We start from the raw sequence: 24,918 nt of genomic DNA, 5'->3' as shown, positions 1-24,918 counted from the left end.
TTTCAGACTCCTGAAATGGCGGGAACACAAAGGTAATAAAACAGCAGAGGCGTGATTATCCCCGTTAGCGCAGCCAGCAGCCCGGTGCGCCATTTAGCGCGGTTCTGAAACAGGATAATCAGGCCTGTCAGGGCAAACAGCAGCATCAACACGGCAGACAGATCGATGATCCAGCTCCAGACTTCACCGCTGTGGCGGCCCTTGTGCAAATCGGCCCACACCCCCAGCCAGTTCCCCTGGTGGTACTCCAGTGTCAGGGTGGAAGAAGCCAGGTCCAGGCTGACCAGGGCATAGCCCGCCGGCATCGCATAGTCGAACAGGATTTCCTGCATGTCGGCGTCCCATTCGGTACTGCGCGGTGCCCGCAGGGAAAACTCCTGATACAGATAGTCCTGCATCAACGGCATCAGTTGTACAGGGGTAGCCTGAAAACGCTGCCAGTCTGTCGGCATTGGCAGGCTGAGTTGGCCCTGCCGGCCGCTGTCCTCAAGCCAGCCCATATGATTGAGTACCAGACCACTGATGCAGAAGAACAGCAGCAGACCGAACAGGGCAGTCGACAGGTAAATATGCAACCAGCGACAGACCTGATACAGGCTTCTTAATGACTTGCGAGCCACGGCTTAATCCTAAAAATGGTACGCCGCGGAAACCTTGATATTGCGGCCCGGTTCATAGTCGTCCAGCTGCAATACCCCGAATACCGGGTGGTTGGAAAAACCGGTACGGGAAGCATGTGACACATAAAACTCGTCGAACAGGTTTTCCACCCCCAGGGTCAGGGTCAGGCCGTCCAGTTGCGCCGAAGGGGCCCACGAAGCAGACAAGGTGTGCACATGGTAACTGGGTTTGTCACCTTCGCGGCGGGTATGCTGAAGCTGCCAGGACAGTGACAAATCGTATTCACTCCACAGATAGCTCAGGGAGATACCGGCACTATCCCCCACTTCCCGCTCAAGGGGCTGGGCCTCACTGCCACCGTCGATGCGTCTGGAGTCGGAGTCCGCGTAGGTCAGCAGGGCATCCAGATTGCCGATGACATACAGCAGGCTGGCCTCGAAGCCCTGGATTTCCACTTCGCCCAGATTCTGATCCCACTGCACACAGCCCCGGCCGCTGCAGTCATCCAGCGGGTAATCCACCGGCTCAATATACCCCTCAATGCGGGTATCGAAGCGGGTAAAGGCGAAGGTCAGTTGGTCGGCGCCCAGCTTGTCCCCGGCATGATAACGAAGACCCAGCTCGTTGTTACGGCCCGTCTCAGGCTCAAGATCCGGGTTGCGCACCTTGCCCGATTGCTCGTTGATAAAGACCTCCCCCAACTGGGGCCCCTTGAACAGCTCGGTCGTGCTGGCCAGCAGCGTCAGACCGTTGTCGAAACGATATTCTGTGGCCAGGGCGCTTTGCCACTCGGTCCAACTGTCCTCCATGCGATCCACGTCAGGGGTCTTGCTGTAACGGTTGAATCTGAGTCCGGGGGTAATATACAAACCGTTGCCGAAATCCAGTTCATCTTCCACAAACAGGGCCAGCTCTTTGGACTGCTCGCCACCCACAGACAGGACGGTGCCGTTGGTATCAAAGCTGTCGGTATCTGATCTCTGCCATTTAAGACCGTATGTGAGCTGATGAATCAGGCCGGCCCCTGTCAATTTGCTGTTGGCTATCAGGTTCAGGCCGGTATTGGTGGCAGTACCCTCGGTTTCCCAGGGACTGTAGATACGCCAGAGGTTGGTTTTGTTCTGGTAGAGGTCGGCGCGCAGATCCAGACTGCTGCCCAGTTCCAGTTCGTAATGGGCACTTAAGGTATCCCGGTCAAATTCGGTGGGATAAAGGGGCACCTCCCCGTTGCCAATGGCGGCATTGGTGCGCACTCCCATATCTGGGCGAGCCGTGTAGTCGCCTTTGTCCCGATAGGCATCATACTTAAAAGACAGGCGCTGATTGGCATCGATGGTCCATCCCAGCTTGATCATGCCGTTGTAGATATTGCCGTCACTGCCCAGCACTTCGACGCCTTCGCCATCCTCGAAATTATCCCGGTTCATGGCCGAGCCGTAGACCAACAGATCCACCGAGTCTGTTAACTGGCCAAAACCTGTCAGGGTCAGGTAGCGGGAGGCATTGGAGTTAATCCCCACCAGTACCCGGCCACCGAACTGCTGACCCGGCATCAGCAGATCGCGGGCCTGCTTGGTGCGAAACTCCACCGCGCCACCAAGGCCGGAATGGACCACCGAGTTGGTACCCACCTGGATATCCACCGATTTAAGCAGATCCGGGTTGAGCAGCAGGTTACCCATGTGATGGAACATGTAGTTGTTCTGCGAGGCGCCATCGATTATCACCGCCAGGTCCGTGTCATCCAGGCCTCGGATATTGATGCGCTGATTGAGTGAGTGTGTGCCGCCCACATCCACCCCGGGAATATCCCGCAGCAGGTCACTGAGGTGATCCACCTGTTTGGCTGCGATATCCTGCTCACCCACATACACGGATGAGCTCTTAACCTGAGTCCCCCAGACCTGCAGGTGTTCGATACCGTCATCGGCTAACAGGGCAGTGGATGTGAAAAGCAGGGAAATTGCCAGAGGGAGCGGTTTGACAGTCATCTTGTATCCTTGTCCGTGATTATGTGCGCAAGCACAATACAAAGACTTAAATACAAATGCAAACCATTCTTATTTGATTTAAATTAAAACTGATTTTGCTCAGGGCAATTAAACCTTTAGTTTATCAGGCTCCTCTTCGATATTTTCCTCAGGTTCCAGGGCCTCAGAGCGTGGATCCAACTCTGCCATGACAGGACTGTTCGGAGTGGTAGCGGAGAAAGCCACATGTTCTTCTATGGGTACCGGTGCCCGCACCGCACGACGCCAGATCAGAAACAATACCGTCAGACCGGCAATGGTACCGAAGTAGATAAACATGCCCTTGGCTCCCAGTGCATTCATAAACAGCGGTGCCAGTATCGGCCCGCTCATGGCACCGATGCTGTAACAGAGCAACAGACCCTGATTACCGGCAATAACCTGGGAAGGGTTAAGTTCGTCACAGGCCTGACTGAGACTGATGGGATACACCGCAAAAATCACCCCGCCGAAGCAGGCCACCATCAGACTGGCCAGGCCCACATTACTGGCCGTATTGAACATCATAAATACCAGACTGACCGCCAGAATAGCGCCGAACAATCCCAACAACACCAGACGCCGGTCAAACCGGTCTGACAACCGCCCAAGGGGATACTGCAGACACATGCCGCCTAAGATCATAAAGGCCACCATATCGGCAATATCCTCATTGGCCATGCCTTCTTTGGCGAAAAACAGCGGCAGCAGGCCATAGGCCACACTCAGGGTCAGCCCGGAGGCGAAGCAGGCGAACACCGCGGTGGGGGTCAGGCGAATCAGGGTGGGAATGGACAGTTTTTCGTGCCGCTCAAACCTGGGCATATCCACCCGCGACAAGGCCAGCGGGATGACCGACAGGGAGGCTGCCAGGCCCGCCACCACAAAAGGCAGCAACTCAAGGATATCCATCTGTTTGAGCAGTAACTGGCCCAACACCATCGCTGCGTAGAACAGCACCATGTACAAGGCCATCAACCTTCCGCGCAATCGCACCGGGCTGGAGACCATAATCCAGGATTCGATCACCACAAACAGGCCTCCGGCGGCAAAACCGCCGAGCAGGCGAAACAAAATCCAGCTCCCGGGACTGAAAAACAGCCCGTACAATAACGCCAGGCTGCACAGAATAGAGGCATAGGCCGCATAGGCCCGGATATGCCCGACCCGCACGATGAGCTTGCTGTTGATGAAAGTGCCGGCCATCAGCCCGGCAAAGTAGGCCGTGGAGACCAGACCAATCAGCGTCACCGACACCTGCTCTTCGGCCAGCCGCAGGGTCAGCAAAGTGGTCAGCAGGCCGTGGCCCACCGAATAAATCAGCAGGCTGATAAGGGGCGAAGCTAAAGAACTGAGCGCGGCTCTTGGCATGATAAAAAGATATTCTGAAACAAATGCTTGCCCACTTAGATAGCAATAAAACCAGCGTTCGTAAAATGAAACAATTAATAACTGGCGACGGAAGTCAGGATTCTGCTCTACTGAGGCCTGTTTCCCATTTCATGAGCCAACAGCAGATGAAGAAAACAGCCCCCCTGAAAACCGCCCTGACGGGCTTGCTGCTGACCTGTTTAGCCACCACGCTGCAGGCCGCAGAGCTGAAACGCACCTTTACACAACCCTACCAGCAGGACATTGGCTACGCCCAGGTGGTCCGGGACGGCAATATGCTGTATCTGTCCGGGGTGGGCTCGGGCGGCAAAACAGTGGAAGAGCAGATGCTCAATGCCTACAAAGTGATTGGCATGGTGCTCAACGAACAGGGTGCCGGTCTGTCGGATATCCTGCAGGAACGCATTTCCACTACCGATATGGACGCTCTGAAAGCGGCCATCCCGGCAAGGAAGGCCCTGTTCGGGGAGGGTCAGTACCCGGCGTCAAGCTGGTATCAAATCGACCGGTTGTTTATGCCCGACATGATGATTGAAATTGAAGTCATCGCCAGGGTGCCCGAGGCGAAATAAGTGGTGACCTTACCAGAAGGTCACCACCAGGGCTGTGGTTGCCAGTAAGAGCAGGGCCGACAATACCAGATAGTTCTGATACCAGGGTAACGCACCCTGACGCTGGATGTCCTCTTTGAGCATGTCCGGATGCCACAGGCAGACCTGTTTGCCGGACAGCTCAGGCGCCTGACCCAGCAGGCTGACCACTATTCCTATTATGGTGCAGGCCAAAAACAGCCAGGCTGCCGCATGCAGGAAGTGCAATTCCAGCCAGCCCTGAGACTGGGCCACCAGCATGGTGACGGCCAGCAGGGCCCCGACAATAAGGCTGAAAAAAGCGGCGTTATTGGTCATACGTTTCCACAGCACACCAAGCAGGAAAATGGACACCACGGGCGGGGTAATATAGGCCAGTACCGACTGCAGGTATTTGAACAGCGAGCCGAACTGCTCGATAAAGGGCGCCCAGGCCGCCGCCAGCAGCATGAATACGAAGGCGGTAATGCGCCCCACCTTCATCAGGGCCACTGAATCCAGCTCGGGTTTGGCCTTGGCGACAAAATCCATGGTCACTAAAGTCGACGCCGAGTTAAGGGTGGAATCGATACTGGACATCAGCGCCGCCAGCAGGCCAGCCACAACCAATCCCAGCAAGCCGGCAGGTAAAAGGTCAAACATCATGGTCGGGTAGACCAGGTCTGGATTGTCCAGCTCAGGATACAGGACCCTGGCCATGCTGCCGGGAAAGACCATGATAAAGAGCACAGGCAGCTTCAGCAGCGCGGCCAGCAGCAGCCCATAGCGACCATGCTGTTCGTCCTTGGCCGACAGCACCCTTTGCACCATAAACTGATTAGTACACCAGAAATAGAATCCCAGAATAGGTACGCCGAACAGCAACCCGGTCCAGGGCAGGCTGGGATCATCAGCAGGCCTGACCAGACTGAGCATCTCCGGCGGAGTGACCGCCTGCACAGCCTGCCAGCCGCCGATTTTGTCGTAGGCCAGCCAGGTCACTGATACCGCCCCGATCAATACCAGTAGTGTCTGGATGGCATCGGTGTAGATGACCGCCTTCAGTCCGCCGATGATAGTGTAAGCGCCGGCGCAGAGGGACAGCACCAGGATAATGCTCCACAGCTCAAACTCCGGAAAGATCAGCTTCAGCAGGATGCCGCCAGCATAAAGTGCGCCGGCCGTATCGATGAGAATATTGCCGATCAGGGTCAGAATGGAAAAGTAGTACCGGCTGCGACTGTCGTACCGGCGCTCGAGAAACTCAGGCATGGTGTATACCTTTGAGCGCAGATACAGGGGCAGCAGGAAAATGGCGAAGAATACCAGCACGATAGACGCCATCCATTCGTAGTTGAAGACTGAAATGCCAGAGGCATAGGCGTCACCGGACAGGCCAATGAGGGTGGTGCTGGAAATATTCGAAGCAAACAGGGAGATGCCGATAAAGGGCCACACCATGCCCCGTCCGGCCAGAAAGTAATCTTCGGCATTCTTGTGACTGCCGCCAACTTTGATGCCGATGTACAGCACCAGAGCAAAATAGGCCAGGATCAGGCCTATATCCAGGTTGCCGAGTTGAAAATCAGGCATTGGTCACCTCTGTGAATACCGTCAGGCCTGGTAAGTTGCCGCCGACAATTGCCGGCGGCCCCAGGGGTTTGTCACTGCTTACCATCAGAACTGGTACTTGAGGGTCAGTGAGGTGGTTCGCCCGTTGATGGCTCTCGCCCGGATAATATTATTAGCCGGAATACTGCCTTCCTCGGCCTCGGTCAGCCCTACTTCGTCGAACAGGTTATTGACGTTCAGCGCCACAGACAGGGCATCGGTCAGATAATAACTGGCAAAGGCGTTGACCTGGGTATAGCCGTCGAACTTCAGATCATTATTGTCCTGGGCATACGCATCGGTGGTGCCGATCAGGTTGATCCCGGCGGTGCCATCATCATAGTTGTAGGAGGCGGTCAGTTGATAGATGAGGTCCGCCTGGCGCCGGGGGGTGTTACCCACCACATCCGGGGTAATCTCATCTTCAGTAATTTCCGCATCAGTCCAGGTGAATCCGCCCTTAAAGGTCCAGTCCTGCCAGATGTAAGCCGCTTCCAGTTCAACTCCCATGGCTTCATAGACGCGGTCGAAGAAGCGCTGGGTAGTCGCTTCGAAATTTTGTTCTTCAGTTTCGGCAAAAAAGCCGGTCACAAACAGGCCCAGGCCGCCGTTGCGGTATTTCAGGCCCAATTCTGCCTGGTTGACCATATCCACCGCATCCTCGTCAGCCACCGAACCGTCCTGGCGGATCTTGCCGAAGGCCAGGCGATCCGCATTAGCACGGCCGCCGCGACTGAGCCGGGCGAACAGTGCCATATCCTGGTCAAATCGATAGTTGGCACCCACCGAATAAGAGGTATAGCCCCAGTCATAGTTGACCGGCTGCGGATTGGCCAGATCGATACCTGCCACGTTCTGCTCAGGGATGCTGATCTGGCCGTCGCGGTTCATGTCCACCGTGCTGATGGCCGCGCCGGCATAAGTGCCGAAGGCATCGCCCATGTCATGGCGAACACTGGCGTCCAGGGTGAGGTTGTCCACCTGAGTGGAAAACGCCACGTAGGGGGCGTCAATATCGTACTTGAGATCATAGCTGCGCTGGCAGCAGTTACCCCAGAACGGCACCCCGTAGGCTGTCAGACCATTCTGTGAATAAGGTGTGCCATCGGCGGCAAAGACATCCAGCAAAGCGGCATTGTCACCTTTGACCTCCATCAGGTAGGAATTCCACAACCAGGCCATATCGATATTCTGCCTGGCCTTGTAATAGCCCAGGGTCAGGCTGGAATCGCCAAATGTCTTGTTCAGCTTCAGGTCGTTGGCATAGGAGTCGAAATTCTCCATTTCCACATCGAAGGTATGCACCCGAATTACCAAGCCATTGCCGGTACTGTCAGTAAAGTTTTCCCCGGCGTCCGGCCCGTTGGCATAGGTCAGATAGGCCCCTTCACCGGCCAGGCTTTGGGCAATGCCCGAGGCACCGGCCACTTCTGCGGGAAAGGGCGCGATAAATTCTCCAGCGGCGTCGGTAAAGCGAAAGCGATTCTCCAGACTCCAGTTGTCACCCACATCGAAAGAGGCTTCGAAGCCAACGCTGCTGACCTTGGGATGCATACCGTTAGCCATGTCGCCGCTGCTGATCTGGTTCTGGCCGTTCAACCGCAAGGTGGACTGCAGGTACACTGAATGGGGGGTGTCCTGCTGGGCGTCAAATCCGGAAATGGAATCGCCATTGGCATACATGGGCATGGGCAGGTAACCCGCGCTCTTGTCGTCCAGATGTTTGAAGTACAGGCGAATATATCCGCTATCAAACTCCTTGGTCAGATTGGCCTTGATTTGACCACCGGAATTAGCAGTGTAGCCGGTTTCCCTTGGCCCCTCGCCTTCGCGGTAGAAACCGCCGATATGGAAGCGGGTATCGTCATTAAGATAGTCACCATACTCGAAGTCGGTACGGTAGCTTTCGTAGTCCAGACCAAAGGTGGTGGAGAGACTGCCGCCACCGAAATCGCCGGTCTTACTGATAAAGTTGATGACTCCGCCCGGGGAGTTGCTGACCAGGGTGGATGCCGAACCGCCGCGAATGGCTTCGATCCCTGAAATGGTGCTGTCAGCACGCAGGAAAATATCTGCATTGCCAAAGGCAATGTCACCAAATTGCATCACCGGCAAACCGTCTTCCTGCAGCACCAGAAACTTGGCTCCCCCAGCCGCCACAGGCAGACCGCGTACGGCAATATTGGCATTACCTTCACCGCCGGTACTCTCGGAACGGATGCCGGGAATGGAGCGGAATATCTCGGCGGTGGCCCGGGGCGTGGCAATCAGCACATCCCCCGGGTTGATCGTACTGGCCGACACACTGGAGTCCATCTTGGTGGTGGCCCGGACTACACCGGTCACCATGATCTGCTCAAAATCCAGGGCATCATTCTTCGATTCAGTCGATTCAACTTCCTGGGCCAGCAGGGGCTGACTCAAAATGGCGGCCAGGGAAATGGCCAGAGGGGTCTTCATCAGGTTCACTCGCATGGATTGTCCTCTTACTTTCTGCCAGTCTAAACGCCCGGAGGCAAGCAGCAGTTCTGTTATGGTTATAAACCGGGTTTGAAATACAACTTGAAAAATTAACTTAAACGTTTAAGATGAAGTTAGCAAATATTTCACATCATGTAAATTGTTTGTGAAAAAATACTTTATGTAAAAGCTTGAAGACGCCTACCCTGAATAGAGCACAAGGCTTAAACGAATCAGAGATAACTATGAATTTAACCCTGGAAAGCCGTAAATCCCTGGCCCGGATAAAGCAGCAGTTGAAGCTGGACAACATAAAGGAAAAAGATCGGCAGCTCTTCCTCTCCCGTCTGGATGATCATTTCACCGATCTGTTTGTCCTGATGTTCGAGCTTTACGGTCATCGCTATGACTTCTACTTCCATCTGCAACAGTTGATCAACAACCTGTTGCTCGCCCACAGGCAACGCTCTCCCGCCCTGAAACGACTGGATAAACAGCGGTTGTCCCGGCCTGACTGGTATCAGGATCCCGGGATGCTGGGCATGGCCTGCTATGTGGATCTGTTTGCCGGCGATCTCAAAGGCATGCTGGATAAAATCCCTTATCTGCAGTCACTGGGCGTCACTTATCTGCATCTGATGCCCTTGTATGACGCCCCCAAAGGCGACAGCGATGGCGGTTATGCGGTATCGGATTATCGTAAGGTCAACGATGAGCTGGGCAGCATGGAAGATCTGCGCACACTGGCCGATTCCCTGCGCAAGGCGGGTATCAGCCTGGTGCTGGACTTTGTGTTTAACCATACCTCGGACGAACACCGTTGGGCCCTGGCCGCCAAGGACGGGGATACCGAATACCAGGACTACTACTATCTGTTTGATGATCGCAGCCTGCCGGATGCTTATGAGCAGAATCTGCGTGAAATATTTCCCCAGGTGCGCCGTGGCAGCTTCACCTTTAATGAGCAGATGGATAAGTGGGTATGGACCACCTTCAACAGCTTCCAGTGGGATCTCAATTACGCCAATCCGGCGGTTTTCAACGCCATCTGCGACGAGATGCTGTTTCTGGCGAACACAGGTTGTGAAGCCCTGCGCCTGGACGCTCTGGCCTTTATCTGGAAGGAAATGGGCACCAACTGCGAGAACCGCCCCAAGGCTCACAGCCTGATCCGGGCCTTTAATGCCTGCCTGCAGATTGCCGCCCCGGCCGTGGTGTTCAAGTCAGAGGCCATCGTCCACCCTGATGAAGTCGTCAGGTATATCGACCCCGGTGAATGTCAGCTTTCCTACAATCCTCTGTTGATGGCCCTGTTGTGGAACAGCCTGGCCACGCGTAAAACCCGTCTGTTGACTGAGTCCCTGCAAAAGAGCTTTGCCATCCATCCCGACTGCAGTTGGGTCAACTATGTGCGTTGCCATGATGATATCGGCTGGACGTTCGATGATGCGGTGGCCGGCGCACTCGGCATTAACGGCTATGATCATCGGCATTTTCTCAATCAGTTCTATACCGGCCAGTTCGAAGGCAGTTTTGCCAGGGGGGTCGCGTTTGGCGCAAACCCCAGCACCGGCGATTGCAGGGTATGCGGCTCCCTCGCCTCCCTGGCCGGTCTGGAACAGGCGTTGCTCCAGCAGGACAGTCTGTTGACGGACAATGCCGTCAAGCGCATCCTGCTGCTGCACGGCATCATTCTGAGCATCGGCGGCATTCCGCTTATCTATGCCGGTGATGAACTGGCCCTGCTAAACGACTATCAATATCGTCAGGACGACCATAAGGCCCACGACGATCGCTGGGTACATCGCATCCCCCTCACCAGTGAGGGACTTGGGCAGGCAAACGAACAGGGTAGCCCCCAGCAAAGGGTCAACCGGGGCCTCCTGTCCATGATCGGCTGTCGCCAGAGCCATGGCGTATTTGGCCGGGCCGAGACCCAGATTCTGACCACCAACAGCGCCCATTTGTTTGCCTTCAGCCGGCAGAACGAAGAAGGCGAACGGCTGCTGGTAGTGGCCAACTTCAGCGAAGCGGCACAGGAACTGGACGGGCGCTTACTGGATCACCTGGCGGCGTCCAGGGCCGTGGACCTGCTGTCAGCCCGTCAGTTGCATCAGGATCAGCGTCTGATCCTTACCCCCTACGAAATGCTCTGGCTGGTGGCAGACGAGCCCGCCTGAACGGAACTGCCCCTGACCACCAACCTGGTCTCCAGCAATAACTCCCCACTGAGATCCCCATCCAGCAGGCGTTTTGCAGCCAGCCGGCCTTTTTCCCGGCTCTGCTGGCAGACTGTGGTCAGCGGTACAGCGGCCTGACTGGCCTGTGGAATATCGTCAAAGCCCACTATCTTCAGCTCATCAGGGACACAGATGCCCAACTCCCTGGCCTGTTGCTCTGCGCACAGGGCGATGACGTCGCTCATGCAAAGCAGTGCCTGGGGCCTGGGCTGGCTGGTCAGCGCCTCGCGAATTGCCTGACGGGCCACCTCTTCCTTATTCAGGGGAATGTGCCAGATCTGTTCGGCGGACAGGCTGACACCGGCTGCTTCGGCAGCAGCCAGATACCCCTGAAGGCGACGACTGGAAATCTCGGTGGATGGCGCATGCAGGTCAGCTTCCACCAGCCTGCACACCCGTCTTGACTCCACCAGCCGCAGGCCCATCACGGCGATGTGGCGGATCCCCTGACTGAACAGGTGCTCTGCGGCTTGCCTGGCGGCACTGAAGTTGTCCACATTGACCGATGCCAGTCTGTCCTGCTCAAAGTCAACGGCGATAGCCGGCTTGCCGGTAGCCAGAATGCGTTCGAAGATCTCTTTGTGGGGGGTCCCGTAGAAAATAATTCCGTCTGGCAGCGATTCGGCGCTGCTCTGCTGCAAGGAATCTGCGTCACTGGACAGCAGCAGCAACTGCTTGTTATGCACTTCCAGGATATCGGCCACCCCCTGCAGAAACTGATTGGCCACGGGATCAGAAAAGTTATAGCTGAGGCTGTCGGCCAGCATCACCGCAATCACGTTGGACTCGCCACGCCGCAGTGAGCGTGCGGCCAGGCTGGGGCCGTGGTAGCCCAGCTCTCTGCAGCGTTTGAGAATAGACTCGCGCAGGTTGGCTGACAGTTGATCCGGCCGGTTAAAGGCATTGGATACGGTGGCAGTGGAGACCTGAAGCACCTCCGCCACTTGTTTTAGGGTAAGACGTTTGGGCATCCTGCTGGCTTGTGGATAAATGGAAGTGCAGGTATACCATGGCTGAGAGGGCGCTTAAAGGGTTAAGTCTGTTGCCGGACAGATCACGACCGCCGGCTGACTTCCTCCAGGGTGGGCAGGGCCGTCATGGCTCCTAGACGGGTGCAGACCAGCCCGCTGACCCTGATGGCAAAGGCCGTAAATGCGGCTGCATGTTCAAGATAGGCGCCTGGTTCAGGCAGCCGGGCCACCTGGTAGAGAAAAGCGCCGATAAAGGCATCCCCTGCCCCCGTGGTATCCACCACTTTTACACTGCTGGCTGGAATCATCTGGGATTGCCCGGCACTGCAAAGCAGACAACCTTCACTTCCCCGCGTAACCAGTATCAGCTCAGGCCCCATCTGCAGCAGTGTCTGGCAAGCCGCCTCCAGGTCTGACTCACCGCTTAACAGCTCCAGTTCCTCTTCGCTGACTTTGACCAGATTGGCCAGGGCCAGCAAGGAATGGCAGTCCTTTACAAACTGCTTCGGGTTCCCCGACCAGAGATCCTGGCGGTAATTGGGATCGAAACAGATTATTTGTTGTCGTTGTCTCGCCCGTCTGGCCAGTTGCAGGTAGCTCTGTCTGAGCGGACCCGGCAAAAATGCAGTGGCAGCACCCAGATGCAGGATACTGTTGTCCAGCAAATCCTCCACCTGCTGCTGGCTCAGGGTCAGTTCGGCGTCAGCACCGCGGTTAAACTGAAACTCCCGTTCACCGTCCTCCCGGCGGGAAACGAACGCCATGGTCGTGGGCTTATCCACCCGCTGAACGCCACACCGCTCCACCCCATACCTTTCCAGTTGTCCGAACAGGTAGTCGCCGAATCCGTCACTGCCCAGTGCACCGACAAAGCTTGCCTCTCCGCCCAGTCTGGCGATGCAGGCTGCCACGTTGGCCGGGGCTCCCCCCGGTTTCCTGACAAAGGTCTCCCCCTGACTCAGTTCTTTACCCGCCTCCAGGCAGACAAAATCAATCAGCATTTCGCCGGGACAGATGACACGCACGGGATTCTCCAGGGCAGGACTACGGGAAGTATCATCTTAATCGTTTAAGTCTCGATAAATCAAGAACTGCGTTAAACCGGCCTATCTCCGCTGCGGGGTCACATCCCGCGAGGCAACATCAGCCTGCGCCAGTCCTGTTGCCAGACTGTAGGAAATAGCCGGATATTTATCTATCAGCGCCTGATAACGATCCGACAGTTTGATCCGCATAAAGGCTTCCTGAAATCTATCCACCAGTTCTTTACCGGTACTGCGGCTGAATACCAGGTATTGGAACGAGCGCTGCAGGGTATGGATGACTTCGTAATCCTCCAGCTTCTCTCCAATTCTGGACAAGTACCAGTTGCTGGCAATCTCCCCGTGGGCCAGGGCGTCGATTCTGTCCATCCTGAGCATTTCCACCACATAGCTGGCGCTGGTATTACTGACGATATTGCGCAGGGGAAAGCCTTTTTCCACCAGCAATTGCTCTCCTACATCATCACGAATGGTGCCGATGAGCAGTCCGGCAAGCTGGTTAAGATCATCGGTACGCAGCTTCCTGGACTTTTTGGCGACGATGGCCACCCTGGTATGCACCAGCGGACCAACCCAGCGAAACAGCATGTCCCGTTGCTCCGTGTGGGTGACGGTATAAAGCAGGGTGTTCGGGCGCACCAACGCAATCTGATAGGCCCTGGCCCAGGGCATGACCTGCTGATCATGTTGACTGATGTCACTACCCAACTCCAGCAGAATCAGTCTGACCAATTCGGTGGAGAATCCCTGAAGCGCCGTCCCATCGAGATAATTAAAAGGACCGTAGTCCTCTGTCAGTATGGTGAGCCTGGGCAGGGGACTGAGTGAACTATTACTCGCAGCCTGGAAAGCCTGAGCCTGGCAAAGCGGACAGAACAGCCAGACAAGTACAAAAGCCAGATGAGAGGTTTTCATCTGAATAATCCACAAACCGACCTGGTTACAGTGTAGCTCAGCATTTTCCCGTAGAGCCGGCGCCAATGACGCCAGGTAAATTTACACCACCTGCAACTTTCCCGATCTGTTGGCGTATGGAGGCAATGAAGACAGCCAACAACAGGAAGGTAAACCATGAATCTCAGCAAATTATCTCTATTAATTATCATGTCATTAAGCACAGGTTTGATGACGGGTTGTGGTGGCAGTGATTCCGGCAACGACGATTATACGCCGCCCACCCCTACTCCAACCCCGACACCCACTCCAACTCCAACTCCAACTCCAACTCCTCCGGAAGTGGAATTTCCCATGCAGACAGGGGCTCCTGATACTTTTGCCCATTCCACACAAGGCAGCATACTGGTGGCCGAAAGTGGCTTGTCCTTGTATTTCTTCGCCAATGACGTTGAAGGCCAGTCTGCATGTCTTGGCGCCGAGGATGATCCTGCGGGGGGCACCAATGATCCGGAAAGTTGTGCGGGAGTCTGGCCGCCATTGCTGGCAGCCGACAGCGCCCAGGCCCTCCCTGACAGTCAGGACATGCATCAGTGGCAAATGGTCACGCGCAACGACGGCACTCAGCAGTGGGCATACCTGGGTTACCCTGTATACCTGTATAGCGGAGACAGTGCCCAAGGCGATATCAACGGCGAAGGCATCAATAATGTCTGGCATCTTGCCCGGCCTACGCCGGTAAAACAGGCCCAGGTCGGTGGCCTGTCCAGTCAGGTGGCCAACGGCACTGTACGGACTCTGTCCTTAAGCGGCGACGCACTTGAGACCGTGCGCCAGGAAAAAGACGGTTTCTCCCTGTATCTGTTTGATAATGACCCCATCGCCACCAGCACTTGTACTTCTGAGTCCTGTATGGGCAACTGGCCCCCACTGATTGCCGACGCACAGGCCAAGGCAGAGGCAGAACTGACATTGGAGGTCCAGGACAACGAATTTGTGCAATGGAGCTTCAGGGGCAAGCCCCTGTACCTGTTTTCAGGGGATCAGCAGCCAGGAGAGGCCAACGGCGACGGGGTGGCCAACCTGTGGCACCTGGCGACGCTGGAGCCGGCGATTATGCGTACGCAGGAAGACAGCACCCGCCTGTCCGCCACTGGCCTGGTGCAGATTGCGACCTCAGACATGACCCCCACCCAGATGGACAAGGACCAGTTTACCCTCTACACCTTCGACAATGATGAACAACTGATCTCCAATTGCAGCGGCGACTGCCTGGACAACTGGCCGGCCTTTCTGGCCAAAGAGGGCGATGAGGATATCGGCGCATTCAGCCGTTTTGACCGGGGAGAGGGTCTGATGCAGTGGGCCTACCAGGGCATGCCATTGTATTTTTTCGCCGGAGACAGCCAAAAAGGTCAGGCCAACGGCGATGGTGTCGGCGGGGTCTGGCATGCGGTGCAACCCACCACCCAGATTGGCGAGGAAGACGCGACTTTGGGCGCCACCCTGACAGTACAGGGCACAGTCTCTGTCCTGCTTAACAACGGCGATGACAGCTTCAGCGCCCAGCTCCAGGACAAGAGCGGCTTCCAGCTTTATACCTTTGACAATGACACCGAAGGCACCAGCCTGTGCACCAGTCTCAGTTGCATGAACAACTGGCCGGCGTTGCTGGCCCAGGCAGGGGACCAGGCAACAGCTCCCTATTCCATCTTCACCCGTGCTGACGGCCTGGACCAGTGGGCCATAAACGGCAAACCCCTTTATTTCTTTGCAGGCGACGAAAGCGCCGCCGACACCAATGGTGAAGCGGTCGGTTCAGTGTGGTGGGCAGCCCGCCCGACACCTGTCAGGGTAAGGAACCACGAGGCCCATGGGCCGGGCCTGGTTTCCACTCCAGGGGTTTTACCGAGCCAGGGGCACAGCGCCGATGACCTGGAAGGTCTGAGTCTCTATTTCTTCCTCGAGGACACCCAAGGTTCTGGTGAGTCCACCTGCTTTACCGGCTGTGTCAATGTCTGGCCACCTTTGTACGCCAGTTCCAGCGATCAGGCGTTTGGTGAGTTTGAGATCATTGAGCGCACTGAAAGCGGCGGCGAACAGACCCTGCAATGGACTTACAAAGGCTGGCCTTTGTACTTCTACATAGGTGACAGCCAGCCGGGTGATGTGACTGGCGTCTACGGCACCTGGGTGATTGCTCAGCCTTAACAAAGCCATAACCGGCGCGGCACCAGCCGCGCCGGCCCAAGGAGAGAATAATGAAAAGACTCATTTTGCTTCTCTTGTTGGCGGGTTGCAGGGCAGGAGACGGCACTGGCCTGGATGAATCGGGCCAGCCGGTGGCCGATAATCCGCCGCCCCCCGACTCCCCCCAGCCGACACTCGCCCAGCTCCAGCAACAAGTGCTGACCCCTGTCTGTGCCACCTGCCATAGCGGCGCCAATGCACCCTTGGGCCTGCGCATGGACAGCCTGGAGCAATCGGCGGCCAACCTTATAGGCGTGGATTCGGTAACCGACCCCAGTCTCAGGCGGGTGGAACCAGGAGATGCTCTTGCCAGCGTTCTTTATTTGAAGCTAAGCGGAGATCCGGCGGTGGGATCCCGCATGCCACTGGGCCAGGCACCCTTATCAGATACGGCGTTGGAATCCTTCCGGCTGTGGATAGAGCAAGGAGCAATAGTGGAGACCCAGGCCAGCCGTTTCTTTGTCACCACAGCCCAAACCAACCTGGTTGCAGACGAGTTGCGCCTGGAGCTGACCTTCAACACGACCCTGGACCCTGGCAGCGTGAAGGAAGGACAAGTGCTTGTATGGGCAGAATCCGGCAGCGCTTCCAGGCTGGTGAACGTAAGCCACGTGCATCTGCATTTTCCACAGCAAAATCGCCTGCGTATCGGAATCGACAGCCAGGATCTGGGGGCAGATCGGCTCAGCATTCAACTCAACCATCCATCCGTGGCCAATCTGGTAAGCCAGCAGGGGATACTGCTGGACGGAGACGGCGATCACTTTGAGGGAGGCGCATTCAGTCATGTTTATCAATTCTAGAGCCGGCCCGGGCATGCTTTGTGCCCTGTTTTTGTACCTGTTCAGCCCGACGGGGCTGGCAGAGCCCTATCTGGCGTACCGTATGCAAGCCAAGTGCTCAACCTGCCATGTCAATCCCCTCGGTGGTGGCATGCGTAACGAGTTCGGCGCTTATTTCGGCTACAACCAGTTGCCTGCCTCGGTCTCCGATCTGTCGAGCGCACAAATGGGTCGCCTCACAGATTTTGTGGGCCTGGGGGGAGATCTGCGTTATAACGCTGAGTATCAGCAAGACGACTCTGATACAGAAGCATCCACCTTCCGGATGGATTCGGCCCAACTCTATCTGGCGCTCAAGCCTTCCAGCAATCTCACTTTCTACCTGGACCAGCGGGTGGCTCCCGGATCGGCGATCAATCGGGAAGCCCTGCTCATGTACCGGTTCGATTCGGGTCATTATGTCAAAGCCGGCAAGATGTATGCGCCTGTAGGTCTGCGGCTGGAAGACGACGAGGCCCTTGTTCGCCAGACCAGCGGTTACAACTTCGATAGCAGTGACAACGGTGTGGAAGTGGGGCTGGAGTTTGATCGGGCCAGCCTGAGCCTGTTCGTCATGAACGGCACCTCGGCGGTCAGCAACAATGATAAGCACTTCCTCTACGGACTCAGGGGAGAATACCTGCTGGGTGGTTTCAGGCTGGGCAGTACCCTGCTCAGTAATCCCGGGGATCAGGCAGATGAATTGCTTGTCAACCTCTACGGCGGCTGGAGCTGGCGGGAATGGACGTTGTTGGCGGAGGCCGATCTGATTCGCGTCGATCATGAGGACGGCACCCATAACGAGCGATGGGCCGGACTGTTTGAAGTCAATTATCAGTGGCGCCCCGGCCTGAACCTGAAGCTGACCTCCGAGTACCTGGATCCCGACCGGGATATAGAGGAAAACCAGCAGACCCGTTACTCAGTGGTGGTGGAGTATACCCCCCTTTCCAATTTGCAACTGAGAATGGGATGGCGAAGTTCACAAGGGATCCCGCAACAACCCGAGCGCTCAACAAAGAAGCTGTTTGCCCAGGCCCACCTCTATTTTTAGATCTGCCGGCGGACAGAACTACTGCCAGTCGTCGGCATTGCCGTCATGGATGATAGTAATGCCTTCCAGGCTGTCATAATGATCGTAAAGTTCATCGGACATAGGATTCTGCTTGACGTCCAGAAATGTCAGCTTGGACAGGCTGTCGATATCCAGATCCTCAAGTTGATTATCGAAAAGATAGGCTTCCTGAAGACTGACAAGGGGCGTGACATCCAACGCCGTCAAGCGGTTCTGCATGGCCCGCATTTTTTCGAGGGAATGCAAGCCTGATAGATCCAGTCCCTTTAGCTCGTTACGAAACAGATACAGACTCTGCAACTTCGCCAGCCCGGCAATCTTCAGGCTATGTAATCTGTTGTTGGCCAGATTCAGGAAGGTCAACCGGCTCAGTGCAGTCAGATCCGCTTCCGTCACCAGATTGTTAAAAAGAGAAAGGGATTCAAGGTGGGTAAAGCGGGCCAGATCGTCCAGCCGTTGAATCTCCATGCTGTGGCATTGGATCTTGGTCACCTGCTCCGGTGTCTGCCAGCGATTCTGCTGCATGAGATCCTGTATGCAAGCCTGCAACCTGTTGTCTGCCCAGGGGCCTTCCAGACCAGCGCCCCGCACCGTTAGTGACAACATACAAAGAACGAAAAACATTAACCGTCCTGACAAAGCCTGTCTCCTGTCAAGTAGCCAACCAAGGGATCACAGATTATAGGACAGGGAGAGGAACCAACTGGTCAGGTCCTCCGTGGTATGAGTCAGACCGGGGTAACCCTGATCCGCCCAGTATCTGGCCAGAACCATTTTGCCTTCCCATTTGCGGTCGAAGCGATAAGCCAGTTCCAGATCCAGCTCATGGCCTATCCGTAAGCTGTCAGACAGGCCGGAAAACTCATGTGCCACCAGACGCCAGCGAAGCTTACCCGACCTTCCCCGATAAGTGGCGAAGGTGTCGCGAATGCCCAGGGAGATCTGATATCCGCTGAACAGGTCAGCCCACCCCAGATAGCGATGGTTATCGCCCAAGGGGGTAATAAAGGCAAACCCATTCTGCTGACCTCTGCGCTCCTGGGCCAGACTCAATTGGTGGCTCTGGTACTGGGCACCCACCTCGATGACATAGAAATCCGCATGGTAGTCCCAGGGGTTGTCGGCTTTATCCCACTGGTGAGCCAGTTCCAGGCTGTATTCATATTTAACAGAGGCGGGCTTGAATACATGTTCCAGCCTCAGCCCCAGGGTATTGGTGCTGAAGATGGCCGCATCTTGGTTGTCCAGGCTGTACAGATAGCTGCTGACGGACAGTCCTGGCCCATGTTTATAGGTCAGGTGCAGAAGATGGCTTTGATGACGATGGCGGCCCCATTCTCCCACCGGCCGTTGGGGATCTGTTTCGTAGCGGATGTCATTTTCCGGCAACAGGGGATCCGCATCCGAACCGAAAATACGGTTAACCCCATGCAGATAACTGTATTGGAAAGACCAGTGCATGAGGTCGCGGTAGTTGAATGACAGAGCATCAAAAGTCTGATCGTTCTGCCAGATGCTGGCCGGACTCACATGGCGCTCCTCAGCCAGGGCAAGCGTCTGGCGGCCCATATCCAGAACCCAGTTGGCTGAGCTGTCGTAGCGCAAAAACAGTTGGTTGAGTTCGAGACCCTGAGGATCGGGAATCGGGCTGGTGGGACGGGTAACAGTTACTGAGTTGTAATCGTCCTCAAAGGCCGCCACCCCTTCGAGTTCAGCCTTCACCAGCCAGGAGTCCAGGGTCCACTGGCCGCCGACAGCAGCCCTGAGGGTATGGGCCCGGGCGTCCCCCCTGACCGGATCACGCACCTCATGATACCGCCAGCGCAGGGAAGTCTCATGGCTGAATTCCTGCGCCTGTGACAGACCATATGAAAGGCTGAGCAAGGTCAGTAACCACCAACGAAATTTGGTCAAAAGCATCTTTCCCTGGCTGCTGTTATTGGCTCAAACCTTATCTTCCCACATGGAAAGCCGCACACACAAGCCGCTGGAAACCACTTCGCCCATGGGCTCGCCTATGGGCGAGCCGCCCCTCTCCTCGCGCGTTAGCAACAAAGAATGGGAATCTTTGATTAACCGCCACTGGGCTTCACTCAACTGCCGTTGCCAGGATGTTTGATCCTTGGGCAGGGTGCCCAGGCTGCGCAGTTGCCGGTCGGTTTTCGATTTGACCCATAGCTCGAAGCTTTCATTCTCGGCCAGGGGCGGTAATTCGATCACTTCCAGGGCCAGCAGGCGACTGTCCCCATAGGTAGTGGCTACCAGATTGGCGGACTGCGCCTGCCCCGTCATCACCGCCACATAACTTAACGGGTCGGTGCGGTGGGTTGGAAGCCAAAGTGCCAGGGCGAATAGGACGGCAATCACCAGACTACCGGCGCTCAGCCAGCGGTAGAACATCAGTTGCCGGGCCGAAGAACGCCTGTCATTGTCCCGGGCGGGCTCAAACAGCGCTTCAGTAATCCCCTGCCACTGGGTTGCTGCCGGCGTCAGGGGCGGCACCGCTTCATCAAGTTCACTGAAATGAGCCTGCCAGTACTGAATCTTCTGCCTGAGCCGGAGGTTGGTGCGGCAAAGACCCTCTACCCGCTTTCTGACTCGCACCGGCAAGGTGCCCAATACGTACTGACTGGCCAGATGGTCCAGTATCTCTTCCCGCTCGTACCGGGTTATTGACTCAGACATGTCTGCAATCTCATCAAAGCGCGTCTCAACCAGGACTTTACGGTGTTGACCGGCGTTTTAAACCTGGCCGCCAATTCATCTCTGCTGTACCCATTGTAATAGGCCAGTAACACGGCCTGGCGCTGATTCCTTTCCAGGCTTTGCAGACACTCGGCCAATCTCTGCCGGACGCCACAGTTCGCCGCGGGATCGTTGTCGTGGGAGGCATATTCATCCGGCTCAAAGGATACTATCTGTTTCGTCTCCGCTCTGCGTTTGTCGGCCCTGAGCCTGTCATAGGCCCGGTAGCGCACAATGGCGTACATCCAGGTCATCGGCTCACCCATTTCCGGCCGATAGTCGGCGGCATTTCTCCAGATTTGGATAAATGCCTCCTGAGTGACTTCATTGGCAAAGTCAACATTATTCATCAGGCAAAATGCCACGCCATTCAACTTGGCGCTGGTCATTCGATAGAGCTCCTGAAAAGCCCGCCTGTCCTGCAATGCGGTGCGCGCCAGCAAATCATTCAAACTGTTGTTATTTGGATCCATTCCGTCCCTAAACAATACCATGCTCAACTTCCAGTACGTCGGCCAAACGATAAAGTTGCAGTACCCGATCCAACAGACGATATTAAATACCGCCCACTCCTTTGATTCGCCTTTGCTGGCAGCAGCCAACCCGGTGCGGCTGAACAAATAAAAAAAGCGCCAACGGCGCTTTCTCACTACTTCATTCCAACTACAGATCAGCCTGATCTTTTACAAATTTGTTGCGTCGCTGCACTTCGCTGAAAGATCGCTGACTGTCAGTCTGTACTTCGTCCCGTTGCCTCTGGGTAGTACAGACCCGTTCTCCAAACCGGGTGCCGGTCACCTGCACCCGCTCGCAGCGAAAGCCGATTTCCGGCGGGGCATAGGCCGCGATGCATTCGTGCCGCTGGCTTTTTTTATCCAGCTTGAAACATTCCTTCAACGCCTGGTTCTGCTCAGTGTCAGAAAGATTATCAAGGCTGGCATATTTAGATTCAGGATCGCTGGCACAACCGGCCAAAGTGACCGTCACTGCCAACCCCATTAGCAAAGCTTTCATTCTGTTCCCCATTGTTGTCCAAATCCTAACTTTAGCAAAGATTTGACAAAACAAGAGGGAACAAATAGACCATAGTCTGGCCGGAAAATGCCGTCTTACCCCTCTTCCAACGCTGCTAGTTGCCTCTGCGTGGCGAGGGGGCCACTTGATCCTTGGTAAATTTATTTCTTTGCTGGACCTGGCTGAAGGCAGCCTGGCTGTCAGTTGCCACTTCCTCGCGCTGACGCTTGGTCGTACAGACCCTGGAACCGAACCGGGTGCCGGTGACCTGGACCCTTTCGCACTCAAAGCCTATTGCCGGATCCGCATAATGGGCAATACAGTCCTGTCGCTCTGTCTTTTCGGATATCTTAAAGCATTCCTTCAGGGCGTTATTGCGATCCGTATCCGACAAGTTATCCAGGCTGGCATATTTGGATTCAATATCGGTGGCGCAACCTGCCAGCAGGGTGATTGCCATGGCGCTGAACAACACAGTTACTCGCATCTTCACATCCTCATTTAATTCATCATTTCTGAAAAGCCCAAGCTGGGATCCATTGCCCAGCAGAAGAAGTTTTCCTCTTCTGTAAACTAACGGAGGACGGATAAATAATGTGCCAATTACACAATAGTAACCTTACTCTTTCCCCCACAGGCCTTCAGAAAGTCGTTTAGCGGCTGTGGATACTGGCTAATATTTTTCTGCCGATCGATTCCGTACAGACGCACTTGGTCATCAAACACCAGCACAGACAGCCTGGGCGAACTCAATGCGCTGTCCCGCTGCATGGAGGCCGCCCCCGTATCCAGATAAAAAACGTTATCCTCAAGATGGGCGTCTTCGAGCATGGTATGCCCGACCACCAACAGGTCCACACCAGGGATCTTGCCTCGGATGTGCCCGCGAATACGGTTCCTTGACCAAAGCATCTGATTGAGCTGGGTTTTGCTTGGCTTTCCTGAAGACTGAATATCCTGCCAGCTCAGTTCAGCGGGGAATTCGGCATGCACCAGGCCAATTCGATAACCTTTCCAGATGAATTCCAGGCTGTAACTCATGTGCCTTACAATCAGGTACTGCACAGACTGTTGCTGTTCATGGGTCAGTTTATCAAACCAACGTCCGCCATTGGCGGACCAGAACTCCTGCATCAGGCCGCTACTGTCGGCCATACTGTCCAGGGCCATCTGTTCATGGTTGCCCAGACAGGCATAGACGGCAGGGGAGTCCAGCATCTCAAGACAGGCCAGGGAATCGGGGCCACGGTCAATCAGATCGCCGACAAACAGCAGTTTGTCCCTGTGCGGATCATACTCAAGGTGACCGAGCAGCCTCAGCAGACAGTCAAACTGGCCGTGCACATCGCCAACCACAAGAAAGCGGCCGGCTTGTGTGTCCAGGGTAACCAATTGATGTAGTCGCAAATGGCTGGTTCCGGGTATGATGTTATTTAACTAATACGTAAAGCAGTATCAAAGCGTGACGGCATTGGAGAATTGTCCATGAAACGCATCGCCGAAGAAGAACTCACTATGGCGCTCAACGCCTACCAGCAGAAATCCCTGGTGGAGCAGAATCAGTTGATGAGCAAGATATATCATCAGCTTCGCCGGGCGGCCTGCGTCAGGCTAAGACAGTTCAACGGCGCGGATCTCAGCCCTACAGTACTGGTTCATGAGTCGTTCCTCAAATTGTTTGCCAACGAGCAGACCTGGCACAACCGCGATCATTTCTTTGCCGTCGCCTCTACCGCCATGCGCCAGATAATGGTGGACATTGCCCGCGGCCAGAATGCCCTGAAACGAGGAGGCAATGTTCAGGAGGTGACCTACTCGGAAGAACTGGCTGCCAGCGATGACAAGGAGCAACAGGTCCTGCAGGTGAATGAAATACTGGCCGAACTGGAAGCTGCCAACCCGGATCTGGTCAGAATTGTGGAGCTTAAGTTCTATATGGGCCTGTCCAATGAAGAAGTGGCCGAAGCGCTCAACGTCTCCCGGCGCACGGTACACAGGCGCTGGGACGAAGCCAAAGCGTTGATTCAAACAAAACTGGCCGGTGGCTGAGCCGGGGTGAAACTCCTTTCACTGTGTTGACCCAACAGACCAAATGGTTGTCTGTCGGGCATCAGAAAATGTTCCTTGGCCAGCGCCGAGAACAGCCTCGCCTCAGAATAGTGCTACTGTATTAGCCCCACGTCGGTCAAATCCCCATGCAGTCTGATGAACTCCCCGAAACAGCGGACATGCAAAGCATCCAGCATTCTCTGACTCACCGTCATCAACCACGCACAGGTCAAGGTTTCGTGATATTTGCCCGGGTCCTTGTTATTCAGCTCCAACAACCGTTTTACTGTTTGCCGATAGCGGTCTAGCGCGCCGACCACATCCTGGTTCAACAGGTAGCAATAGGCAAGTTGAAGGTGGGCAAGATGATTAAACTCCGCCAGAGGAAACTGGCCATTTTCGACCCTGTGCCGAAATTCCTCATCCTCAGGCGAAAGACGATGGGCAGTATTATGGTTATTGACTGACATTTTATCCGCTCCTGTTAGCATCTCTTTTTCATAACGCAGATCAGGGTCAAAGAGTGACACCGCTTCTCAACCGGCCGGGTTGAAGCAGGGTTTAATCATCAGCCACACGTCTTCATCATAAAAAGGCGGGCAGGGATGTAACAATACAGGACGGGATCGGGCCAGCCTGAATCCCATTTTATGGTAGAGCGCCACCGCTGCCAGGTTTTGCGAAAAAACCTGAATACTCAGCAGGTCACATCCCTTTTCCATGGCCCTTTGCTGCGCATCCTTCAGCAGGCACTTGCCGATCCCAAGGTTACGGTATGGTGCGTATACCGCCAGGGCATTGATGTACCAACTACCTATGGCACGGTATTCCAGCTCCACAAAAGGTCTGACGACTTCCGGCAGCGTCGGGACCTGCTCCAGTTCCTGCTCAGTGGGCTCCAGGATAGGGTAATCCAGTACCATGCCGACCATTTGTTCATCGACGATCGCCACCCTCGCATTGCGATAGGAAAACGCACCCTCGTCACGGGCCGCGCGCTGGCATCCTCTTTCCAGCGCAGTTTGTTCCGGCGCGCAGGACTGTTGCCAGAGGTAGGAAGGAATGCCTTCACCGGCAATATCGATGAGCTGGGCGAGATCGAGAGCGTCGTCCCGGGTAGCGGGACGAATATGAACAGGGGGCTGAGCCATGCG

Annotated in this window: 23 protein-coding genes; 6 read left to right on the top strand and 17 right to left on the bottom strand. The window is 55.6% G+C overall.

Annotated elements, in window-relative coordinates; translation table 11 throughout:
* Positions 1-2: 2 nt before the first annotated feature.
* From J0A66_RS09415 to J0A66_RS09405, 3 genes are all read right to left on the bottom strand, one after another.
* Positions 3-620 (bottom strand): PepSY-associated TM helix domain-containing protein, encoded by a 618-nt coding sequence (locus J0A66_RS09415; RefSeq protein ID WP_206573545.1) that lies wholly within the window; start codon positions 618-620, stop codon positions 3-5.
* Positions 621-629: 9 nt separating this feature from the next.
* On the bottom strand, positions 630-2,612 hold the full coding sequence (locus J0A66_RS09410; RefSeq protein WP_206573544.1) for a TonB-dependent receptor domain-containing protein: 1,983 nt from the start codon (positions 2,610-2,612) through the stop codon (positions 630-632).
* A gap of 108 nt (positions 2,613-2,720) precedes the next feature.
* Positions 2,721-4,001: an MFS transporter gene (locus tag J0A66_RS09405; protein ID WP_206573543.1), complete on the bottom strand. Its 1,281-nt coding sequence runs from the start codon at positions 3,999-4,001 to the stop codon at positions 2,721-2,723.
* Between the two features lie 146 nt (positions 4,002-4,147).
* On the opposite strand from J0A66_RS09405, the gene J0A66_RS09400 reads away from it, so the two are divergent.
* A complete protein-coding gene (locus J0A66_RS09400) occupies positions 4,148-4,594 on the top strand; it encodes a RidA family protein (protein WP_206573542.1) in 447 nt (148 codons plus the stop codon).
* A gap of 9 nt (positions 4,595-4,603) precedes the next feature.
* On the opposite strand, the gene J0A66_RS09395 is transcribed toward J0A66_RS09400, so the two are convergent.
* Positions 4,604-6,184 carry a sodium:solute symporter gene (locus tag J0A66_RS09395; RefSeq protein WP_206573541.1) on the bottom strand — a complete coding sequence of 527 codons (1,581 nt, stop codon included), beginning with the start codon at positions 6,182-6,184 and terminating at the stop codon, positions 4,604-4,606.
* An 84-nt stretch (positions 6,185-6,268) separates the two neighbouring features.
* Positions 6,269-8,677 (bottom strand): TonB-dependent receptor, encoded by a 2,409-nt coding sequence (locus J0A66_RS09390; protein WP_439098864.1) that lies wholly within the window; start codon positions 8,675-8,677, stop codon positions 6,269-6,271.
* Between the two features lie 230 nt (positions 8,678-8,907).
* On the opposite strand from J0A66_RS09390, the gene J0A66_RS09385 reads away from it, so the two are divergent.
* Positions 8,908-10,842 carry an alpha-amylase family glycosyl hydrolase gene (locus J0A66_RS09385; RefSeq protein WP_206573540.1) on the top strand — a complete coding sequence of 645 codons (1,935 nt, stop codon included), beginning with the start codon at positions 8,908-8,910 and terminating at the stop codon, positions 10,840-10,842.
* Here the strand turns inward: J0A66_RS09385 and J0A66_RS09380 are convergent.
* The 3 genes from J0A66_RS09380 to J0A66_RS09370 all read right to left on the bottom strand — a co-directional run bounded on the left by J0A66_RS09380 (position 10,803) and on the right by J0A66_RS09370 (position 13,831).
* Positions 10,803-11,873 carry a LacI family DNA-binding transcriptional regulator gene (locus tag J0A66_RS09380; RefSeq protein WP_206573539.1) on the bottom strand — a complete coding sequence of 357 codons (1,071 nt, stop codon included), beginning with the start codon at positions 11,871-11,873 and terminating at the stop codon, positions 10,803-10,805. The two genes, J0A66_RS09385 and J0A66_RS09380, sit on opposite strands and share 40 nt — an antisense overlap.
* A gap of 83 nt (positions 11,874-11,956) precedes the next feature.
* Positions 11,957-12,898 (bottom strand): PfkB family carbohydrate kinase, encoded by a 942-nt coding sequence (locus tag J0A66_RS09375; RefSeq protein WP_206573538.1) that lies wholly within the window; start codon positions 12,896-12,898, stop codon positions 11,957-11,959.
* A gap of 81 nt (positions 12,899-12,979) precedes the next feature.
* On the bottom strand, positions 12,980-13,831 hold the full coding sequence (locus J0A66_RS09370) for a substrate-binding periplasmic protein (protein ID WP_206573537.1): 852 nt from the start codon (positions 13,829-13,831) through the stop codon (positions 12,980-12,982).
* Positions 13,832-14,164: 333 nt separating this feature from the next.
* Here J0A66_RS09370 and J0A66_RS09365 point away from each other — a divergent pair, with 333 nt between their 5' ends.
* Genes J0A66_RS09365 through J0A66_RS09355 form a run of 3 tightly spaced genes read left to right on the top strand, consistent with a single transcriptional unit; the run spans position 14,165 to position 17,935 of the window.
* Entirely contained in the window at positions 14,165-16,021 is a 1,857-nt protein-coding gene (locus J0A66_RS09365; RefSeq protein ID WP_206573536.1) for a hypothetical protein, read from the top strand.
* A gap of 50 nt (positions 16,022-16,071) precedes the next feature.
* A complete protein-coding gene (locus tag J0A66_RS09360) occupies positions 16,072-16,863 on the top strand; it encodes a hypothetical protein (RefSeq protein WP_206573535.1) in 792 nt (263 codons plus the stop codon).
* Complete coding sequence (locus tag J0A66_RS09355; protein ID WP_206573534.1) at positions 16,847-17,935, top strand: hypothetical protein; 1,089 nt, start codon at positions 16,847-16,849, stop codon at positions 17,933-17,935. Before J0A66_RS09360 ends, J0A66_RS09355 begins: the two co-directional genes overlap by 17 nt.
* 18 nt (positions 17,936-17,953) lie before the next feature.
* Here the strand turns inward: J0A66_RS09355 and J0A66_RS09350 are convergent, their stop codons facing one another.
* From J0A66_RS09350 to J0A66_RS09320, 7 genes are all read right to left on the bottom strand, one after another.
* Positions 17,954-18,580 carry a leucine-rich repeat domain-containing protein gene (locus J0A66_RS09350; protein WP_206573533.1) on the bottom strand — a complete coding sequence of 209 codons (627 nt, stop codon included), beginning with the start codon at positions 18,578-18,580 and terminating at the stop codon, positions 17,954-17,956.
* A gap of 48 nt (positions 18,581-18,628) precedes the next feature.
* Positions 18,629-19,870, bottom strand: coding sequence for an alginate export family protein (locus J0A66_RS09345; protein ID WP_206573532.1), 1,242 nt, complete (start codon positions 19,868-19,870; stop codon positions 18,629-18,631).
* A gap of 30 nt (positions 19,871-19,900) precedes the next feature.
* Complete coding sequence (locus J0A66_RS09340; protein ID WP_206573531.1) at positions 19,901-20,641, bottom strand: anti-sigma factor; 741 nt, start codon at positions 20,639-20,641, stop codon at positions 19,901-19,903.
* Positions 20,626-21,174: an RNA polymerase sigma factor gene (locus J0A66_RS09335; RefSeq protein ID WP_206573530.1), complete on the bottom strand. Its 549-nt coding sequence runs from the start codon at positions 21,172-21,174 to the stop codon at positions 20,626-20,628. Before J0A66_RS09335 ends, J0A66_RS09340 begins: the two co-directional genes overlap by 16 nt.
* A 190-nt stretch (positions 21,175-21,364) precedes the next feature.
* A complete protein-coding gene (locus J0A66_RS09330; protein WP_206573529.1) occupies positions 21,365-21,715 on the bottom strand; it encodes a putative periplasmic lipoprotein in 351 nt (116 codons plus the stop codon).
* Between the two features lie 115 nt (positions 21,716-21,830).
* On the bottom strand, positions 21,831-22,202 hold the full coding sequence (locus J0A66_RS09325) for a hypothetical protein (RefSeq protein WP_206573528.1): 372 nt from the start codon (positions 22,200-22,202) through the stop codon (positions 21,831-21,833).
* Positions 22,203-22,318: 116 nt separating this feature from the next.
* Positions 22,319-23,122 carry a metallophosphoesterase gene (locus J0A66_RS09320; RefSeq protein ID WP_206573527.1) on the bottom strand — a complete coding sequence of 268 codons (804 nt, stop codon included), beginning with the start codon at positions 23,120-23,122 and terminating at the stop codon, positions 22,319-22,321.
* 78 nt (positions 23,123-23,200) lie between these two features.
* Here J0A66_RS09320 and J0A66_RS09315 point away from each other — a divergent pair, with 78 nt between their 5' ends.
* Entirely contained in the window at positions 23,201-23,764 is a 564-nt protein-coding gene (locus J0A66_RS09315) for an ECF-type sigma factor (protein ID WP_206573526.1), read from the top strand.
* A gap of 113 nt (positions 23,765-23,877) precedes the next feature.
* Here J0A66_RS09315 and J0A66_RS09310 read toward each other — a convergent pair whose 3' ends face one another.
* On the bottom strand, positions 23,878-24,234 hold the full coding sequence (locus J0A66_RS09310) for a hypothetical protein (RefSeq protein ID WP_206573525.1): 357 nt from the start codon (positions 24,232-24,234) through the stop codon (positions 23,878-23,880).
* 66 nt (positions 24,235-24,300) lie between these two features.
* Positions 24,301-24,915, bottom strand: a complete 615-nt coding sequence (locus J0A66_RS09305; protein ID WP_206573524.1) for a GNAT family N-acetyltransferase — start codon at positions 24,913-24,915, stop codon at positions 24,301-24,303.
* Positions 24,916-24,918 lie beyond the last annotated feature (3 nt).

It is taken from the genome of Bowmanella dokdonensis (assembly GCF_017254865.1).
Taxonomy (GTDB): domain Bacteria; phylum Pseudomonadota; class Gammaproteobacteria; order Enterobacterales; family Alteromonadaceae; genus Bowmanella; species Bowmanella dokdonensis.
This window is presented reverse-complemented; position numbering and strand designations above follow the sequence as displayed.

Excerpts from the sequence above, each read along its gene's own strand:
- J0A66_RS09410 (WP_206573544.1), bottom strand. The coding sequence starts at position 2,612 with ATGACTGTCAAACCGCTCCCTCTGGCAATTTCCCTGCTTTTCACATCC.
- J0A66_RS09380 (WP_206573539.1), bottom strand. The coding sequence starts at position 11,873 with ATGCCCAAACGTCTTACCCTAAAACAAGTGGCGGAGGTGCTTCAGGTC.
- J0A66_RS09340 (WP_206573531.1), bottom strand. The coding sequence starts at position 20,641 with ATGTCTGAGTCAATAACCCGGTACGAGCGGGAAGAGATACTGGACCAT.
- J0A66_RS09370 (WP_206573537.1), bottom strand. The coding sequence starts at position 13,831 with ATGAAAACCTCTCATCTGGCTTTTGTACTTGTCTGGCTGTTCTGTCCG.
- J0A66_RS09395 (WP_206573541.1), bottom strand. The coding sequence starts at position 6,184 with ATGCCTGATTTTCAACTCGGCAACCTGGATATAGGCCTGATCCTGGCC.
- J0A66_RS09400 (WP_206573542.1), top strand. The coding sequence starts at position 4,148 with ATGAAGAAAACAGCCCCCCTGAAAACCGCCCTGACGGGCTTGCTGCTG.
- J0A66_RS09310 (WP_206573525.1), bottom strand. The coding sequence starts at position 24,234 with ATGTCAGTCAATAACCATAATACTGCCCATCGTCTTTCGCCTGAGGAT.
- J0A66_RS09355 (WP_206573534.1), top strand. The coding sequence starts at position 16,847 with ATGTTTATCAATTCTAGAGCCGGCCCGGGCATGCTTTGTGCCCTGTTT.
- J0A66_RS09405 (WP_206573543.1), bottom strand. The coding sequence starts at position 4,001 with ATGCCAAGAGCCGCGCTCAGTTCTTTAGCTTCGCCCCTTATCAGCCTG.
- J0A66_RS09365 (WP_206573536.1), top strand. The coding sequence starts at position 14,165 with ATGCAGACAGGGGCTCCTGATACTTTTGCCCATTCCACACAAGGCAGC.
- J0A66_RS09360 (WP_206573535.1), top strand. The coding sequence starts at position 16,072 with ATGAAAAGACTCATTTTGCTTCTCTTGTTGGCGGGTTGCAGGGCAGGA.
- J0A66_RS09385 (WP_206573540.1), top strand. The coding sequence starts at position 8,908 with ATGAATTTAACCCTGGAAAGCCGTAAATCCCTGGCCCGGATAAAGCAG.
- J0A66_RS09325 (WP_206573528.1), bottom strand. The coding sequence starts at position 22,202 with ATGCGAGTAACTGTGTTGTTCAGCGCCATGGCAATCACCCTGCTGGCA.
- J0A66_RS09305 (WP_206573524.1), bottom strand. The coding sequence starts at position 24,915 with ATGGCTCAGCCCCCTGTTCATATTCGTCCCGCTACCCGGGACGACGCT.
- J0A66_RS09335 (WP_206573530.1), bottom strand. The coding sequence starts at position 21,174 with ATGGATCCAAATAACAACAGTTTGAATGATTTGCTGGCGCGCACCGCA.
- J0A66_RS09390 (WP_439098864.1), bottom strand. The coding sequence starts at position 8,677 with ATGCGAGTGAACCTGATGAAGACCCCTCTGGCCATTTCCCTGGCCGCC.
- J0A66_RS09350 (WP_206573533.1), bottom strand. The coding sequence starts at position 18,580 with ATGTTTTTCGTTCTTTGTATGTTGTCACTAACGGTGCGGGGCGCTGGT.
- J0A66_RS09315 (WP_206573526.1), top strand. The coding sequence starts at position 23,201 with ATGAAACGCATCGCCGAAGAAGAACTCACTATGGCGCTCAACGCCTAC.
- J0A66_RS09330 (WP_206573529.1), bottom strand. The coding sequence starts at position 21,715 with ATGAAAGCTTTGCTAATGGGGTTGGCAGTGACGGTCACTTTGGCCGGT.